This is a genomic window from Methylocella sp. CPCC 101449 (assembly GCF_031921685.1).
GTDB lineage: Bacteria > Pseudomonadota > Alphaproteobacteria > Rhizobiales > Beijerinckiaceae > Terripilifer.
In genome coordinates, this window is the sequence record NZ_JAPDHU010000004.1 from 88,631 (window position 1) to 105,096 (window position 16,466).

General features: G+C 61.9%; 16 protein-coding genes. 10 read left to right on the forward strand and 6 right to left on the reverse strand.

From position 1 onward, the window contains the following. The first annotated feature begins 43 nt into the window (after positions 1-43). The 5 genes from OIM99_RS25050 (at position 44) to OIM99_RS25070 (ending at position 5,866) form a co-directional block, all read left to right on the forward strand. Positions 44-1,717: a UbiD family decarboxylase gene (locus OIM99_RS25050; RefSeq protein ID WP_311853248.1), complete on the forward strand. Its 1,674-nt coding sequence runs from the start codon at positions 44-46 to the stop codon at positions 1,715-1,717. 43 nt (positions 1,718-1,760) lie between these two features. Further along, positions 1,761-2,786: a tripartite tricarboxylate transporter substrate-binding protein gene (locus OIM99_RS25055; protein ID WP_311853249.1), complete on the forward strand. Its 1,026-nt coding sequence runs from the start codon at positions 1,761-1,763 to the stop codon at positions 2,784-2,786. Positions 2,787-2,804: 18 nt separating this feature from the next. Then, the gene (locus OIM99_RS25060) at positions 2,805-3,851 is read left to right on the forward strand and encodes an Ldh family oxidoreductase (protein ID WP_311853250.1); all 1,047 of its coding nucleotides are present in this window, start codon (positions 2,805-2,807) and stop codon (positions 3,849-3,851) included. A 67-nt stretch (positions 3,852-3,918) separates the two neighbouring features. After that, complete coding sequence (locus OIM99_RS25065; RefSeq protein ID WP_311853251.1) at positions 3,919-4,935, forward strand: tripartite tricarboxylate transporter substrate-binding protein; 1,017 nt, start codon at positions 3,919-3,921, stop codon at positions 4,933-4,935. A gap of 46 nt (positions 4,936-4,981) precedes the next feature. Next, positions 4,982-5,866 (forward strand): alpha/beta fold hydrolase, encoded by an 885-nt coding sequence (locus tag OIM99_RS25070; RefSeq protein ID WP_311853252.1) that lies wholly within the window; start codon positions 4,982-4,984, stop codon positions 5,864-5,866. A 3-nt stretch (positions 5,867-5,869) separates the two neighbouring features. Here OIM99_RS25070 and OIM99_RS25075 read toward each other — a convergent pair whose 3' ends face one another. Continuing rightward, positions 5,870-6,208, reverse strand: coding sequence for a hypothetical protein (locus OIM99_RS25075; protein ID WP_311853253.1), 339 nt, complete (start codon positions 6,206-6,208; stop codon positions 5,870-5,872). A 97-nt stretch (positions 6,209-6,305) separates the two neighbouring features. Here OIM99_RS25075 and OIM99_RS25080 point away from each other — a divergent pair, with 97 nt between their 5' ends. Both OIM99_RS25080 and OIM99_RS25085 read left to right on the forward strand, forming a co-directional pair. Further along, positions 6,306-7,616 carry an MmgE/PrpD family protein gene (locus tag OIM99_RS25080; RefSeq protein ID WP_311853254.1) on the forward strand — a complete coding sequence of 437 codons (1,311 nt, stop codon included), beginning with the start codon at positions 6,306-6,308 and terminating at the stop codon, positions 7,614-7,616. A gap of 43 nt (positions 7,617-7,659) precedes the next feature. Beyond that, complete coding sequence (locus OIM99_RS25085) at positions 7,660-8,274, forward strand: YqgE/AlgH family protein (protein WP_311853255.1); 615 nt, start codon at positions 7,660-7,662, stop codon at positions 8,272-8,274. Between the two features lie 2 nt (positions 8,275-8,276). On the opposite strand, the gene OIM99_RS25090 is transcribed toward OIM99_RS25085, so the two are convergent. The 3 genes from OIM99_RS25090 to OIM99_RS25100 form a co-directional block, all read right to left on the reverse strand. Further along, entirely contained in the window at positions 8,277-9,269 is a 993-nt protein-coding gene (locus tag OIM99_RS25090; protein ID WP_311853256.1) for an MDR family oxidoreductase, read from the reverse strand. A gap of 154 nt (positions 9,270-9,423) precedes the next feature. Then, positions 9,424-10,686: an MFS transporter gene (locus tag OIM99_RS25095; RefSeq protein WP_409371580.1), complete on the reverse strand. Its 1,263-nt coding sequence runs from the start codon at positions 10,684-10,686 to the stop codon at positions 9,424-9,426. 99 nt (positions 10,687-10,785) lie between these two features. Next, positions 10,786-11,850 carry an NAD(P)-dependent oxidoreductase gene (locus OIM99_RS25100; protein ID WP_311853258.1) on the reverse strand — a complete coding sequence of 355 codons (1,065 nt, stop codon included), beginning with the start codon at positions 11,848-11,850 and terminating at the stop codon, positions 10,786-10,788. A 134-nt stretch (positions 11,851-11,984) separates the two neighbouring features. Between OIM99_RS25100 and OIM99_RS25105 the strand changes: the two genes are divergently transcribed. Next, the gene (locus OIM99_RS25105) at positions 11,985-12,839 is read left to right on the forward strand and encodes a uracil-DNA glycosylase (RefSeq protein ID WP_311853259.1); all 855 of its coding nucleotides are present in this window, start codon (positions 11,985-11,987) and stop codon (positions 12,837-12,839) included. A gap of 9 nt (positions 12,840-12,848) precedes the next feature. On the opposite strand, the gene OIM99_RS25110 is transcribed toward OIM99_RS25105, so the two are convergent. Beyond that, positions 12,849-13,679 (reverse strand): cycloisomerase, encoded by an 831-nt coding sequence (locus OIM99_RS25110; protein ID WP_311853260.1) that lies wholly within the window; start codon positions 13,677-13,679, stop codon positions 12,849-12,851. A gap of 174 nt (positions 13,680-13,853) precedes the next feature. On the opposite strand from OIM99_RS25110, the gene OIM99_RS25115 reads away from it, so the two are divergent. Beyond that, entirely contained in the window at positions 13,854-14,324 is a 471-nt protein-coding gene (locus tag OIM99_RS25115) for a hypothetical protein (RefSeq protein ID WP_311853735.1), read from the forward strand. Positions 14,325-14,379: 55 nt separating this feature from the next. Here OIM99_RS25115 and OIM99_RS25120 read toward each other — a convergent pair whose 3' ends face one another. Next, positions 14,380-15,279, reverse strand: a complete 900-nt coding sequence (locus OIM99_RS25120) for a LysR family transcriptional regulator (protein ID WP_311853261.1) — start codon at positions 15,277-15,279, stop codon at positions 14,380-14,382. Positions 15,280-15,378: 99 nt separating this feature from the next. Here OIM99_RS25120 and OIM99_RS25125 point away from each other — a divergent pair, with 99 nt between their 5' ends. Next, entirely contained in the window at positions 15,379-16,401 is a 1,023-nt protein-coding gene (locus tag OIM99_RS25125) for a bile acid:sodium symporter family protein (protein WP_311853262.1), read from the forward strand. The last annotated feature ends 65 nt before the right edge of the window (positions 16,402-16,466 follow it).

Below are 16,466 nucleotides of genomic sequence, written 5' to 3' on the forward strand. Positions count from 1 at the left end.
GCAGAAAACTTGCCGTAGAAGACTGAGGGAGGATTGCGCGTCCATGTCGAGTTCTAAGCCGAGCGGGCAGAACACTGCGGCACCTTCCGACTTTCAGGAGCATTTGCAGCGGCTTGAAGAGCGCGGCTTGCTGGTGCGTGTCGATCGGCCGATCAACAAGGACACTGAGATACATCCGTTGATGCGCTGGCAGTTCGTTGGCGGTTATCCGGAAGATCAGCGCAAAGCGATGATGTTCACCAATGTGGTGGGCTCTGGCGGCGAGAAATACGACATTCCCGTTGTTGTCGGTGCCTTGGCGGCAACACATGAAATATATGCCATGGGGATGGGCGTCGGTGTCGATGAACTCGCCGACGTTTGGATGCGCGCTATCGATCATCCCATCGAACCGATCCATGTCGACAATGCGCCCTGCCACGAAGTTGTGATTACCGGCGATGATCTCACCAAGCCTGGCGGCGGCTTGGCGCTGCTGCCGGTGCCGATCTCGACACCGGGCTTTGATGCCGCGCCTTATCTGACGGCAACCGTGTGCGTCACCAAGGACCCTGAGACTGGCGTGCGCAACATGGGCACCTATCGTGCCGGCCTGAAGGCCAACGATCGCCTGGGCGTGCGCATGGCCTCGCGGCTCTCCGGCGCCGGCGGTTATCTGCACTGGCAGAAATATAAAAAGCTCGGCCAGCCGATGCCTTGCGCGATCGTTGTCGGCTGCGCGCCGGTGGTCGTCTTCACGGGCCCGCAAAAGCTCGCCATCGATCAGGATGAAATGGCGGTGGCTGGCGGTCTGGCCGGGCGCCCCATGCGGGTGACGCGGGCCAAGACCGTCGATCTCGAAATTCCGGCGGATGCCGAGATTGTCGTGGAAGGTTTGATCGACACCGATCTGCTCGAGCCGGAAGGACCGTTCGGCGAAAGCCACGGCCATATCGCGCTGGAAGATTTCAACATGTCGATGCGCGTCACGGCCATCACCATGAAGCGCAAGCCGGTGTTCGCGTCCGTACTGAGCGAAGTGACGCCGAGCGAATCGAGCATTCTGAAAAAATCCGCCTACGAGGCCTTGTTCTTCCAGAACCTCAAACATCATCTCGATATCAAGGGCATCAAGGCGGTCTCGATGCACGAGCCGCTGACCAATCTGCGCAAGGTCATCTTCCTGCAGTTCGAACAGGGCGCGTTGCAGACGGAGGTTTGGCGCGGCCTGCATGGCGCGGCCACTTTGCAGGCGCAATGCGGTAAGATCGTCATCGCGGTCTCGCAGGATATCGATCCTTTGAATGCCGATGCGATCTTCTGGTCCCTGGCCTATCGTTCCAATCCGATCGAGGATGTGCAGCTCATTCCCCATCGTGCCGGCGGCCATGGGCCGAAGGCAGGCGCTGGCGGCGGCGATTCCACCATGCTGATCGATGCGACCTTGAAACATCCGACATCGCCGCTCGCTCTGCCGGCGAAGTCCTACATGGAAAATGCCCGACATCTCTGGGAGGAGATGGCAAAGGACCTCGATCTGCCGCGCCTCAGCGTCAAAGCGCCCTGGCATGGCTACGATCTTGGCGACTGGAGCGCGGAATGGCAATCCTTCGCCGATGCGGCGACAGCGGGCCAATGGCGGGCCAATGGCGAAAACACTTTTGCGCGCCGCCGCGGCGGCTTGAAACCGGAGACGCCGGTGCGCAACATCGAAGGTAAAGGATCAAGCAAAGGGTAAAGCCGAAACTCGACAGAAGCTCACGGCAAGGGAGGAGATTGACGTGAACAGGAACATCAAAAAGGGTTTGTTTGGCGCGGCCATCGCACTGCTGGCAATGACGGCTCAGGGCCACGCGCAGTCATCGGTCGAGCAATTTTACAAAGGCCGCAATCTCACCATCATGCTCGGCCATCCGCCGGGCGGTTCCTATGATTTCTATGCCCGCATGGCGGCCGAATTCATGCGGAAATATATTCCCGGCAATCCCAACATCATCATCGAGAACAGGCCGGGTGGCGCAGGCGTCGTCGCCGCCGCCTTCTTCTATGCGCAGTCGCCGCGCGACGGCACGGTGATTTCGCTCTTCCCCGAAACGCTGGTTCACACGCAGATCCTCGAGCCGGAGATCGGCCGCTGGAAAGTGCAGGAGATGTCCTACATCGGCTCCTTCGCGCCGGTGAATACGGGCTTCGTCCTGCGCAAGGGCGCGCCGGCCAAGACCATCGAGGAAATGAAGCAGAAGCAGCTCATCGTCGGGTGCTCCGGCGTCAATTCGCAGAGCTATCAATATCCAGCGCTTCTGAAAGTGCTGGGCGGCTTCGATTTCAAAATGGTCTGCGGCTACAAGGGCTCGGCCGAATATATCCACGCGATGGAGCAGGGTGAGGTCGATCTCGTCTCCTCGGCCTGGAATTCCTGGCGCGTCACTCATACGGCGCCTATTGCGTCGGGCGAACTCATTCCCGTTCTGCAGGCGGGACTGCGGCGCAATAAGGAATTGCCCAATGTGCCGCTGATGCAGGAGGTCGTCAGCGACCCCAAGGCCAAGCGGATCATTGAATTTGCCTCCGCCGGCGCGGCGATCGGCCGGGCGCTGCTGGCGCCACCGCAGATTCCGGCCGACCGGCTGGCGGCCCTGCGCGACGCGTTCGACAAGACCGTTCGCGACAAGGAGTTCCTTGAGACGGCGCAGAAGCGTAAGCTCGAAATCGACCCGACGTCCGGGGCCGAGGTGCAGAAGATCGCCAACGATATTCTCAACACACCGCCTGATATCGTCGAGGGGGCTAAAACATCCATGAAATAAGCTGGAAATAGGCGGACGATGGCTGGAGTGGTTTTAGACGGCGAAGATCTCAGCTCCTTCGTGGCGGAGATCTTCGTCAAGCACGGCATGCGGGCCGATTATGCCGCGACCCTGGCGGAGGTGCTCGTCTGGGCCGATCTGCGCGGCATCGACAGCCATGGGGTCGAACGCGTCCCGCGCTATCTCGATCTTGTGGCGCGCGGCGACATCGACCTGAAGGGCGAGCCGCAGATGCAGGCGGTGGCCGACGCCCTGTTCCTGATCGACGGCGGCAATCAGTTCGGCGCGGTGCCGATGGGGCTCGCCATGCGCGAGGCCGTTACGCGGGCGCGGCGCAGCGGCATCGCGCTTGGCACCATAAGGCGCTTTGGCCATAGCGGCGCGCTCGGCTTCTATGCGCAATGGATCGCACGGCAAGGCATGGCGGCGATCGTCATGGGTTCAGGCATGCCGCTGATGGCCTATCACGGCGCCAAGGCCGCCAGTCTGTCCACCAGTCCTCTGGCCATCGCTGTGCCGGGCGGGCCTTCGGGCGTCACCATGCTCGACATGGCAAGCTCGATCATCGCCAACGGCCGCTTGCGGCTGGCACAGCGCAACAACGAGCAGATCCCGCCGGGCATGGCGCTCGATGCGCAAGGCGAGCCGACCACCGACCCCGCCAAGGCGGTCATCCCTTTGCCGGTTGGTGGCCCCAAGGGCGCCGGGCTGGCGCTGATGTTCGAATGTCTGACGAGTGTTTTGGCCGGCGCCCCTGTGCTCACGGCCATGTTGGGACCGGGTAAGAAGACCTGGCACACCCAAAGTCAGACGGTCATCGCCATCGACGTCGCGAAATTCCGTCCGGTCGAGGAATTCGTCAGCGACATCGATCTGCTCGACACCGTCATTCATGCGCTGCCGCGCCTCGACCCTGACGAGCCAATACGCATTCCCGGTGAACGGGCCGAGAAGGAGGCGGCGCAGCGCGCGCAAAGTGGCATCCCGCTGTCCGATCGGCTGCGCCGCCAGCTCGTCGAAATCGCCGAAAAAGCCGGCGTGACGCCGCCTCCGGCAATGCTATGATCGATCCAACATAGGGCGGAGCGATCGGCAAATCGGCGTCCGCCCTCAAGCTCTGGGGAGGGCGGCGATGGCATGGCAGAAAGCCGTTTGGGCTTTGGCGAATTTCACCACGATCTTGGGTCTGCAGGTGGCGCCTGCGGCGAGCGAAGATGTCGCCGATTTCTATAAAGGCAAGGCGATCAATTTCATCATCGGGTCGGACCCCGGCGGCAGCTTCGGTCCTTATGCTCAGGTGCTCGCCGATCACATGCCCAAATATATTCCGGGCAATCCCAAGATCGTGGTGAAATTCGCCGGTGGCCAGTCGGGCGGATTGCAGGTTGCCAACCAGATGCAGAACACGGCGCCGCGCGACGGGCTGACCATGGCGATGACCCAGCAGACCATCGTCCTGCATCAGGTCTTGCAGCCCGAATATGCCAAATACGATGCGCGCGATTGGTATTGGCTCGGCAATATGGCGCCGGTGCGCAATATGCTCGCGGTCTGGCCTACGGCGAAGGCGCACAGCGTCGAGGCGGCGAAGGCCACCGAAGTGGTGATTGGCGCGACGGGGCCGAGTTCGCCGACCTATATCGTGCCCAATGTGCTCAACAAATTCGCCGGCACCAAGTTCAAGATCGTCACCGGCTATAAGGGCGTGGCCGATCTCAACCTTGCCATGCAACGTGGTGAAGTGGAGGGGCGTGGCGCCTCCTGGATCAGCGTGCAGCTCACCATGCCGCAAGAAATCGCCGATCGGAAAATCATTCCCATCGTCTTCGCCTCGATCACCCGCGATCCTTCGGCTCCTAGCGTTCCGACCCTGGCCGAAATGATGCCCGATCCGCTGCATCGGCGGGTGGCGGAATTTCTGTCGGCGGAATCCGATTTCGGCCGCAGCGTTTTCCTGCCGCCCGGCGTTCCTCCGGAGCGGTCGGCCGCCCTGCGCAAGGCTTTCGAGGATACGATGAAGGATAAGGACTTTCTCGCCGATACGGTGAAAATGAAACTCTATATCGAACCGATGAGCGCCGATATGCTGGCCAAGATTTCCCAGCAGATCATCGAGGCGCCGAAAGACGTCGTCGAACTGGCGAAATGACAAGCGGCAAATAACGAGCGGCAAATAACGACCGGAGAGAATGCGCATGGAGAAGGTTTCATTCGAGTCGGATGGCTTGACGCTGTCGGGCACGCTCAATCTGCCGCCTGACTACAAGCCCGGCGAGAAGCGTCCGGCGATCATCGTTCTGCACGGTTTCGGCAGCAACAAGTCGTCGGGCAATGTCATCGGCCCCTGCGCTATGCTGAGCAAGCGCGGCTATGTCACCTTGGGGTTCGACATGCGCGGCTGCGGCGAGAGCGAAGGCAAGCGCGCCAATCTGATCTGTCTTGAACAGGTGCGCGACACCAGCAGCGCCGTGACGTTCCTGCAAAGCCGGCCGGAGGTCGATGGCGGCCGCATCGGCCTGCTCGGATCGAGCTTCGGTGCCGCCGTGGCGGTCTATACGGGCAGTGTCGATGAGCGGGTCGGCGCGGTCATTTCGTCGGGCGGCTGGGGCAACGGCGAGCGCAAGTTTCGCGGCCAGCATCCCGGCGCCGCCTGGGATAAATTCACGAATATGCTGGCTGAAGGCAAGCGCCATCGCGAACAGACCGGCGAATCCTTGATGGTGCCGCGTTACGACATCGTGCCGATCCCACCCGAGCTGCGCGGCCATCTCGCCGCCGGCGCGATCCTCGAATTCACCGCCGAGACCGCGCAGAGCATGTTCGACTTCCGCGCCGACGATGTGGTACATCGCATGGCGCCACGGCCGCTGCTGCTCTTGCACAGCTCCGTCGACACGGTAACGCCAACCGAACAGTCGATCGAAATGTTCAAACGGGCCGGGCAGCCGTGCGATCTGCATCTGTTTGCCGAGACGGATCACTTCATGTTCGCCGACAGCAATGTGCGGGTTCACAGCGTCGTGTTCGATTGGCTTGATCGTTATTTTCCCGCGCGTGTCGCCGAGATTGCCGCCGCTTGAAAATTAGCGCGAGATGATCTTGCCGTCCGGGCCGACGACAACGCTGGGAACGCGGCGTGGCACCACCGCGAAGCCTTCCCGCTGCGGCGTGCCGCTGCGGCCCGCCGTCGAGTTTTCGATAGCCTCGCTGCCGAGCACGGGCGGTACGGCGACAGCCGCCGCTGGTGCTGCGGTGGCGGGCGGCGCTGGTGGGTTCGCGGGCGTGACGACGCTAGCTCTATCGTTGCCCGGCGCATCAGGCCAGGTGACGATGAACAAGGCCAATACGCCGCACAGCAGAATGCTGAGGACGAGGGCGCGGATCAACGGATCCGATGGCGTCTTACGCTTCTTGCGAGGCACAACGATACTCCGTGCCTGAGGTACTCACTTAAGTATTTTATCAAATCGACGCCTGCATCTCAATGTGGCGACGGAAAAGCGAGACGAGACCGAGCCTATGGCCGTAGTTCAACAGATTGCAGAGAAAATTCTTGCCGAACGCGCGTCGCCACAATTCCTAACGCGGTCGCTCTTGGATATCGCGGCCGCCATGCTGGCTGGTGGAGCGACCAGCGAGGCTGCCAAGCTTCGCGCGCATCTGGTCGATGACGCATGGAGCGCGTCCGTGCCCGATCGCGTCGCACTGGCCGTGGCCACGACACGGCTGAGCGAGGTCGATGACATTCACCTGACGTCCTGCACGACGCCGGGCTCGATCGTGGTTCCGGTCGCTTTGATCGCAGGCGCGCAGCTCGGTGCCTCTCCTGAGGTCATGTCCCGGGCCATCGCGGCCGGCTATCGCATCATCATGCGCCTTGGCCGGGCGGTCGATGGTCCGCGCATTCTCTATCGCGGCGTCTGGCCGACCTATCTGCTGGCGCCGGTGGGCGCGGCTGTCACAGCCAGCGTCCTCTTCGGCGGCAACGGCGCCGATGTGGCAAAGGCCATGGCCTTGGGGCTCAATCAGATATCGGGCGGTGCCGGTGGTCATGTGGCGGGGCTCGGACCACGGTGGTGGCTGGTGGGGCAGGCCGCAGCAGCAGGCGTGCGCGCCGCCCGCGCCATCGCTGATGGTTTTGCCGCTGATGTCAGTCTGCTCGATGGTGATTGGCTGCAACGCGTGCATGGTCTGGCTTTCGATCGTGACGTGGCGCTCTCAGATGCGGACGTCGACATGGGCGCTCTGAGCTTGAAGCCGATTTGCGCAGCCAAGCAGACGATCGCGGCGGTCGATGGCTTCCGTCAGTTTCTGGCCGAAGGCGTCGATCCCACTGCAATCGAGAGCGTCCGCATAGGCGTGCCAAAGGATTATGTCGCGATGATCGGCAGCGGTGGTGGCGTTGCCTCGCGCATGGGGCGTATGACATCGGTTGCCTATCAATGCGCGCTGGCCGCCTATGAGCCGGCGCTGCTGACCGATGTCGAGCGAGTCGATCGGAGTCAGGATCCGCGAATCGCAGCGCTGATGACGAAAATTTCAGTGGAACATGATTCGGCACTCGACGCGGTGTTTCCGCGCCGCTGGCCGGCGCGCGTGCATCTTCGCGCAGGGGCGACGGCACGAACCATCGAGGTGGTCGAGGCACTGGGCGACCCGGGGCGGCCGCTGGAGAATGAGGCATTTCAGCGCAAATTCATGGCACTTGCCGCGCCGATCGCCGGGAAAGAGGGCGCCGAGCGGCTTTTTGCAGCAGGGGAGCGCGCGCTCTCGGATGCCGCTGCCCTGCGGGGGTTTCAGGCCGGCATTCTCACCCACAGGCCGCTCTGAGGGTGTCCTTGTTCATGCCCGAATTGATGCCTAGATTAAGGGTATGAGCATTGATCGGATCAAAGCAGAAGGCGGCGAGAATCTCAGTCTCGAGGGCCAACTGCTGATCGCAACGCCGACCATTGGCGATCCGCGCTTCGAACGGTCGGTGATTTATCTGTGCGCCCATTCCCGCAGCGGCGCCATGGGCATCCGCATCAACCGCCAATCGCGCAGGGTCAGTTTTCCCGAACTGCTGGTCCAGCTCGAAGTGATCGCGGCTGACGACGCCATTCGCTTGCCGGAGAAAGTGACCCAGGTTCCCGTGCTGCGCGGCGGCCCGGTCGAGCGCGGCCGTGGCTTCGTTCTGCACTCCCCGGATTTCTTCACCCCTTCGTCATCGCTTAACATCGCCGACGGCGTGGCGCTGACGGCGACGGTCGACATCTTGCGGGCCATCGCCAAGGGCGAGGGACCCAGCCGGTCGGTCCTGGCTTTGGGTTATGCCGGCTGGGCCGAGGGCCAGCTCGAAGGCGAGATCCAGCAGAATGGCTGGCTCACCTGCCCCGGGGACGAAGAGATCATTTTCGATGCCGACCACGACAGCAAATATGAGCGCGCGCTGAAGAAGATCGGCGTCGACCTCAGCATGCTGTCGACCCAGATGGGCCGCGCGTAACTCTATTTCTGTTCAACGTCGATGACGACGCGTCCGCGCACTTTGCCGGCGAGGATATCGTGCGCGATATCGATCGTATTGGCGAAGGGCACGTGCCGCGTCATGCTGGCGAGCAGATCCTTGTCGAGATCGCGTGCCAGTCGCTGCCAGGCTTCATGTCGCTCCGGCATGGGGCATTGCACACTGTCGATGCCAAGCAAGGACACGCCGCGCAGGATGAAGGGGGCGACGCTGGCCGGCAAATCCATGCCTTGCGCCAAGCCGCAGGCGGCGATGGCACCGCGATATTTCGTCTGCGCCAGCACGTTGGCGAGCGTGTGCGAGCCGACGGAATCGATGCCGGCGGCCCAGCGTTCCTTGCCGAGCGGGCGACCGGGCTCGGACAATTCCTGGCGCGCGATGATCTCAGTGGCGCCGATCTTTTTCAGATAGTCGCCTTCTTCCGGCCGGCCGGTCGAGGCGATCACATGCCAGCCGGCCTTCTTTGCCAAAGCCACCGCGATGGAGCCGACGCCACCGGCGGCGCCTGTGACGATCAGCGGGCCGTCGGCCGGTTTGGCGCCATGTTTCTCCAGGGCCAGGAGGGCAAGCTGCGCGGTGAAGCCCGCCGTGCCGATGGCCATCGCCTGCGCCGCCGTGAGGCCCGCCGGCAGAGGCACGAGCCAGGATGATTTCACCCGCGCCTTCTGCGCGAAACCGCCCATATGTTGTTCGCCGACGCCAAAGCCGGTGAGAACCACCGCATCGCCGGCCTTGAAGGCCGGGCTGTCGGACGCTTCCACCGTGCCGGCGAAATCGATGCCGGGGATCATCGGAAAGCGCCGCACGACCGGCGACGCGCCGGTGATCGCCAGGCCATCCTTGTAATTCACCGTCGAATGGCTGACGCGCACGGTCACATCGCCGTCCATCAGCTCGTTCTCGTCGAAATCGACATAGGAGGCCTGGGTGCCTTTGTCGGCCTTGTCGATGCGGATGGCGCGGAATGTCGGCATAGGGAAGCCCTCCGAAGCAAAAGCATTTTCAAGCGAAGTGGATGCCGGTTCGCGGGAAGAAAATGCGTAAAACAAAACTCTCCGTTTGCGCTAAACCACCCCAGTCGGCACCGCAAGGGCGCCGATCATGGTCAAGTCTCCAACGAAAGTCGGATTACGCGGCGGCGGCCGCTGGCTGGCGGGACACGGGCTTTTCGACGATCGGCAGGTTGATGACCGCCGAAATGATGCCGAGCGCGATCGAAAGCCACCAGACGACCGTATAGGAGCCGGTGGCTTCGCGCAGCCATCCCGCCAGCATCAGACCGATGAAGCCGCCGATCTGATGATTGAGGAAGGCGAGACCGTAGAGCGTCGAGAAATATTTCATGCCGAACATGATGCTGATGAGGCTCGACGTCGGCGGCACGGTCGACAGCCACAACAGACCGGTGAGTACGCCAAACAGCATGGTGCTGAACGGCGTCACCGGCAGCATGATGAAGGCGATCGTCACCAGCGAGCGCGACAGGTAAATGAACGACAGGATCCAGTTGCGCGGCAGCTTGTCGCTGAGCCAGCCCGAAGCCAATGAGCCGATGATGTTGAAGATGCCAACCAGCGCGAAAGCCCAGTAGCCGATACTGGGTGCAAGACCCGCTTCGACGACATAGCGCTGGAAATGCACAGTGACGAAGGCGAGTTGGAAGCCGCAGGTGAAGAAGCCGATCACCAGCAGCACATAGGAACGATGGCCGAAGGCTTCCGCCAGCGCCTGGCGGAACGATTGGGTTTGCGCCGGGCTCGGATCAGACGTGGGCGCCGCGGTCGGGCGGTTGCTGAGAAAGAGCGCGAGCGGAATACAGGCGATGACCGTGGCCGAGAAGATGAACGCGGTCATGTGCCAGCCGTAAGCCTGGATCATCGCGCCCGAAAGCGGCGAGAACAGGAATTGTCCGAAGGAGCCGGCGGCGGTGCCGACACCAAAGGCGAAGGAACGCTTTTCCGGCGGCAGCAATTTGCCGAAGGCGCCGATGATCAAGCCGAACGAACAGGCCGAGAAGCCGAAGCCGACGAGAACGCCTTGCGTCAGCGTGAAGGTCAGCGGATCGGACGACCAGACCACTAAAGCAATGCCGATGGCATAGACGATACAGCCGGCGACCAGAACGCGGGCCGTGCCATATTTATCGGCGATGGCACCGGCCAGCGGCTGGCCGATCCCCCAGAATAAATATTGCACTGCCATGGCGAAGGAAAAGATTTCCGAGCCGAAATTGAATTCGCCCAGGATCGGCAATTGAAACTGACCGACGGCCGAGCGGGGGCCGAAGGTGATGACCGACATCAGGCAGCCGGCCGCGATGATGACCTCCGGCGGGAAACGGTTGCCGATTTTCTTGTTCGTCTCAGCCGTTGCCTGTGCGCTCACTGAAATGCCTCCCGCGACCCCCCTGCGGTCGATTGCCGCGGCAACATAGGGGCTGGTTCACCCTTAAACCAAATTCAAATTTGCATAGCTCACATGCACGTGGCTTCAGATCAGGCTTTTCCCACCAAACCGCTGCTGCCACAGAGGCAGAACCTCTTCATTGGCCACATGGCGGGGCACCTCGCCGCGCAGCACATCGAAGACGGCTTTTTCGACCCAGCCGACCGCATTCTGCAAGCCGGTACCGACATTGTTGGCGATCATGTGCGGCGACAGCAGCACGTTATCGCCTAGGCCCAGGATCGGCGTCTGCGGATTCGGCGGCTCTTCCGGCAGAACGTCGAGCGCGGCGCCGGCCAATTGCTTCTTTTCCAGAGCTTCGAACAGAGCGTCGATATCGACGATCGGACCGCGCGCCGCGTTCACCAGGATCGCCGATTTCTTCATCAGCGCGATGCGCTCGGCATTCATCAACTTGGTCGTCTCACGCGTCAGATTGCAATGGACGGTGACGACGTCGCATTCCTTCAGCAGGGTTTCGAGATCGACGCTGCGCGCATTGTGCAGCACGAACTGCGATTCATCCACATAAGGATCATAGGCCATCAGCCGCACGCGCCAGGGCGCGAAGAGATCGGCGACGCGCGAGCCAATGCGGCCAAGGCCGATGATGCCGATGGCAAGACCCGGATAATTATCCATATGGCGGGCGCCGAGATAGATGCCCTGCAGGGACGGATCGCGCCAGCCGCCATTCTTCACATGGCGATCTTTTTCGCGCGTCTTCTTCAGCATGGTGAGAATATTGGCCACCGTGCCTTCGGCGACGCCAGCCCAATTCGGTTCCGTCGGCGAATGGACGACGAGGATGCCCAATTCATTGGCGGCATCGATATCCACATTGTCGAAGCCGACGGTGTATTTGATGATTGCCCGTAGATCGGGTGCGCTTTCCAGCGATTTGCGCGTGACCTGTGTGGAACGATTGGCGACGCCGACGCCCACGGCGGTGTCAGAGGCGAAGGTCATTTCCACGACTTCGCGGCGATTGGCGGCAGTCCCCCAGACCTCGTCGGGCTTGATGAGATTGAGCCCGGCCTCGCGCATGCGGCGGTAGGACTCCCCGGTTTCGTCGACCGGGTTGTAGATGTGCACCTTCGGCTTGGACATTGTTCTCTCCCTGTTAGGCTTTACCTACACGGGCTGGAACCGGGCCGCACCAGATTTGTGGTCATTTGTCTTGCCGATTTGGCGACCGATTTGTCCTGGTCCGCCAAAAGCCCTAAAATCCCCCAATGGCTGCAATGGACGTTCAAAATCTGACGCGCGAGGAACTGGTCGCGATCGCGAGGTGGTATGCCGACATGGGCATCGACCTCGCGGTGGGCGAGCAGCCGCGCGACCGATTTGCCGAAGTCGCCGCCGAGCCTGCGCGGGTGGAGCGGCGCCAGCCAGCGGAGGCGAGTGCGCCAGTTCCGCAATCGCAGGGGCGGGTGGCGCCGCGCGATCTCGCGCGGCCGAGCGCCACGGCGGCGCCGCCACCTGACGAAGCGACGCGTACCGCGCGTGAACTCGCGGCTGCCGCCCAGTCGTTGGACGAGCTGCGGGCCGCGCTGGAAAATTTCGATGGCTGCGCCCTGAAGCGCACGGCCAACCGCCTGGTCTTCGCCGACGGCAATCCGCAGGCACGCATCATGCTGGTGGGCGAGGCGCCGGGCGCCGATGAAGACCGGCAAGGGCTGCCCTTTGTCGGCCGGGCCGGCCAATTGCTCGACATGATGCTGCGCGCCATCGATATGGATCGCAGCCACGTCTATATCGCCAATGTCGTGCCCTGGCGGCCGCCGGGTAACCGCACGCCGTCACCGCAGGAAACGGCCATCTGCCTGCCGTTTATCCACAGGCAGATCGCCCTGGTCGATCCGGCCATCGTGGTTTGCCTGGGCGGATCGGCGGCGCAGACGTTGCTGGGCTTGAAGGAAGGCATCATGCGCGCGCGCGGCGTGTGGCGCGACTTCGCTCTTGAAGGTGGCGAGGGCCAGCGCAGCATCCGCGCGCTGGCAACGCTCCATCCCGCTTATCTGCTGCGCCAGCCGGCGCACAAGCGGCTGGCCTGGCGCGATCTGCGCGAATTGAAACGCGCGGTCGCCAAGCTCTAAGCAGAGGCTTTAAGGCAATTGCACACGCGTGGCGGTGACGCGGTTTTCGCCTTTCACCTTGTCGCGAATGACGCCCCAGATCACATCCTTTTGCGTCCGGTCCCAGGCAATGCCCTGACCGGCGATAGGGGCCGGAGCGGTGCCGACCCAGCGCAGCACAGAACCTGCCTTCGGCAATTCCAACGCATAGAGTTCCGGCAGGTCATGGCCGGTGATCCACAACCGGCCATCCGGTCCCCACGATCCGCCGGAATTGCTCATGTCCTGGAATTTTTCCATCAGCTGGGGCGGCAGAACCCAAGCCTCGGCGATGCGCCAGTCCGCATCGAAACGCACGATCTGCGTGTTGTACTTATTGCCATAGGCGAGGGGGCTGCGACCGAAGACGCGATTGTAATTGGCGAAGGCGCCCCACCAGACACCATCGCGATAGTCGATCCACGTCAAGGAGCCGCGATCGATACCGAAGCTGCGCGTGCCGATATGTTTCAATGTCGTGGCATCCCAAATCTCGATCGAACTCGTCATCGGCCATTCGGGATAATTGGAGTGGGCGGTATAAAGTTTGCCGTCGATCACGACACCACTGTCGAGATGAATGAACGGTCCATCTTTCGCATCGGTCCAGGTGGTGAGTTTGGCACCGGTCTTCTTGTTGTAGCGACTGATTGCGCGATCGGTGATCGCATAGAAAGCGTCCGCATCGACGGCGACGGCTTGTCTGGCTTCAGGCGCGGGAAAGGAAGCGATGGCTTCGGTAGCATGGGTCTTTGGATCTTCCGCGCGAGCGGCGACGAGACCCGCAGCAAGAAAAGCAATGGCAATGGTGGCGCGCAGCATGAGCCGCGTCTCTAATGAGATGAGCAATGTCCACGCGTATGATGCGGCGATGACGGTTGGATGACGCGACACACCGGGCGTTGCTCTAGCTCTGATAATCATCCAGGGTGATTTGTAGCCAATGTTTATCTGGCTGGACTCGCTTCGGAGGTTATCTTGAATTGCGCAAAGTCAGTGGCGGCAGCACTCATCGCCACGTGGTTGTCCTTTTTTATTCCAGTTTCATCGGCACAAGCTCAAACCGAATATCTTCCGACTCAAAACGATTTCATTGGCAAGTGGAAGATCACCGGATCGGCGATCCGGCCACCACGGGATTTGAAAGGCACGCCCACGCAGAAACAGAAGGCGGTCGCCACCAAGTTTCAGCAGACCGTGACGACGTTTTACGAGGCCTTCGACTACTTGGAGATCAAGGCTGACGGTCGCTATAATTTCCACCAGCCGGGCGACCCAGCATCCGGGCCTTGCGTTTGGTGTGGAACCTGGTCCTTCAAAAACAATTCCTTGTGGCTCGAACTGAACACCGCGCCCAGGCTCGATATCTACGCCAAAGGTGGCGACCTCCAGATGACCTATACCGCTGAGCCCGATAAGGCTTCGCAGTACAAATGGCTGGTTTTCGGTTGGTCGAAGGCGGACTGACGGAGCGAGCAAGTCAGATGATCATGGGGTAATCGCGATGTCTCGACATCGCGATTCAAGGCGCGCCGGATGAGCGCCGCCCCGTGGCCGCCAGCAGGCGGCTCGTATCCGACAAAATGCTCGTGGCCAGGGCGCGCGCTGCTTCCTGGTGGGATTGGCCGCCGACCACGACGAATTCGATCGAGCCCAGTGTCGGCAGAGCTTCTTGCGGCTCCACTTCGACGAGACCGGGCGGCAGCAGTCGCGCCGAATGAGCGGTGACGCCGAGGCCAGCGACCGTCGCCGCGCGCAAGCCCGCCAGACTGTCGCTAGTGCAGGTGATGCGCCAAGCGCGACCGGCGCGCTCCAATGTGTCGATCGCATGGATGCGCGTGATGCTCGGCGGTGGGTAGAGCACCAGGGGCACCACCGGCTGCTCGGCCAGAAGCGTGCCTGGACGTCCGACCCAGACAAGCCGCTCCCGCCACGCGACTTCGCCGCGGTCGTCACCCTTGCGGCGCTTGACGAAAATCAGGTCGAGATCGCCCGCGTCATATTTTTCATAGAGCAGGCCGCTGAGGCCGACGGTCAGTTCCAGATCGACGGCATGATGCTGCATGGCGAATTCGGCGAGAATGTCCGGCAGTACGGTGAAGGCGAAATCTTCCGAGACGCCGAGCCGCAGTCGCCCGCGCAGGGTCGAGCCCTTGAGATAGCGCTCGATGCGGGTGCTGGCTTCCAGCACCTGCCGGGCAAGTGGCAGGATCGCATCCCCATCCGGGGTCGTCCTGACCTCATGGGTGTCGCGGGCCAGGAGCCGTCGCCCAACCCGTTTTTCCAAGCGCGCCACGTGCTGGCTGACCGAGGATTGCTGCAGGCCCAACTGGCGGGCAGCCTCGGTAAAACTGCGCGTTTCGCTGACTTTCAGGAAGCTGCGCAGTAGGACGGGATCGAGCGGAGGCGGTTCCGAAGCCATGATTATCATAATATATGATAATCGATATCATATCCAGTGGGGATCAAAATGGGCCGATCCGGGATTACAAGCAGGTCAGCATTTTGAGGACCTGACCCCATGATCCGCCGCTTTCTGGCCCGTTTGGGCATCGACCCCTATCTCGTCGTCCTGGTCGCCACCGTCGGCCTTGCCGCGCTCCTGCCAGCACGAGGCGTGGGCGCGGAACTGACCAATGATGCGGTGTCGATCGCCGTCGCGCTCCTTTTCTTCCTTTACGGCGCCCGGCTGTCGCCACGCGCCGTCTGGGACGGCCTGTTGCATTGGCGGCTGCAATCCCTGGTCTTTGCCAGCACCTATGTGCTCTTCCCCCTGCTGGGCCTGGGTCTGACCAGGGCCTTTGGCACCTGGCTGCCGCATGATCTGGTGCTGGGTCTCATGTTCGTCTGCGTGCTGCCGTCGACAGTGCAATCGTCCATCGCCTTCACGTCGATCGCGCGCGGCAATGTTCCGGCCGCTCTGTGCAGTGCCTCGGTCTCGAATCTGTTCGGCATGGTGGTCACACCTCTGTTGGTGATGCTCCTGCTTGATTCGAAAGGCGTCGGCTTCAGCACCAAGGCGCTGGAAAGCATTGCCGTGCAACTGCTTCTGCCGTTCCTGGCCGGTCAACTGCTGCGGCCCTTCATCGGCGCCTTCCTGCAGCGGCATAAAACCGTGACCTCGCTGGTCGACCGTGGCTCGATCCTGCTCGTCGTCTATGATGCGTTCAGCGAAGGCATGGTCGCAGGCATTTGGTCGAAGGTGACGGCGAACGATCTCATCTTGATCGTCGTGCTCGATGTCGTGCTTCTGGGACTGGTGTTGGCGATCACGACGATCGTCAGCCGCCGCCTGGGCTTCTCCAAGGAAGATGAGATTGCCATCGTCTTCTGCGGCTCGAAGAAAAGCATGGCCAGCGGCATTCCTATGGCCAACATCCTCTTCCCCGGCCAGGCGCTCGGCTTGATCGTCCTGCCGCTGATGCTTTTTCACCAGGCACAGCTCTTCGCTTGCGCCACTTTGGCCCAACGTTATGCCCGGCGCCCCCGTGAGACGGAGCCTGAGTCAATAGCCGAGCCTGTGTTGACATCGGCGCGGGCCTGACCTCCGCAGTTTCAGCCATGTGCTTTTCCCAACACAGTTTTTTACGATGAAGTCGGATAATTGAC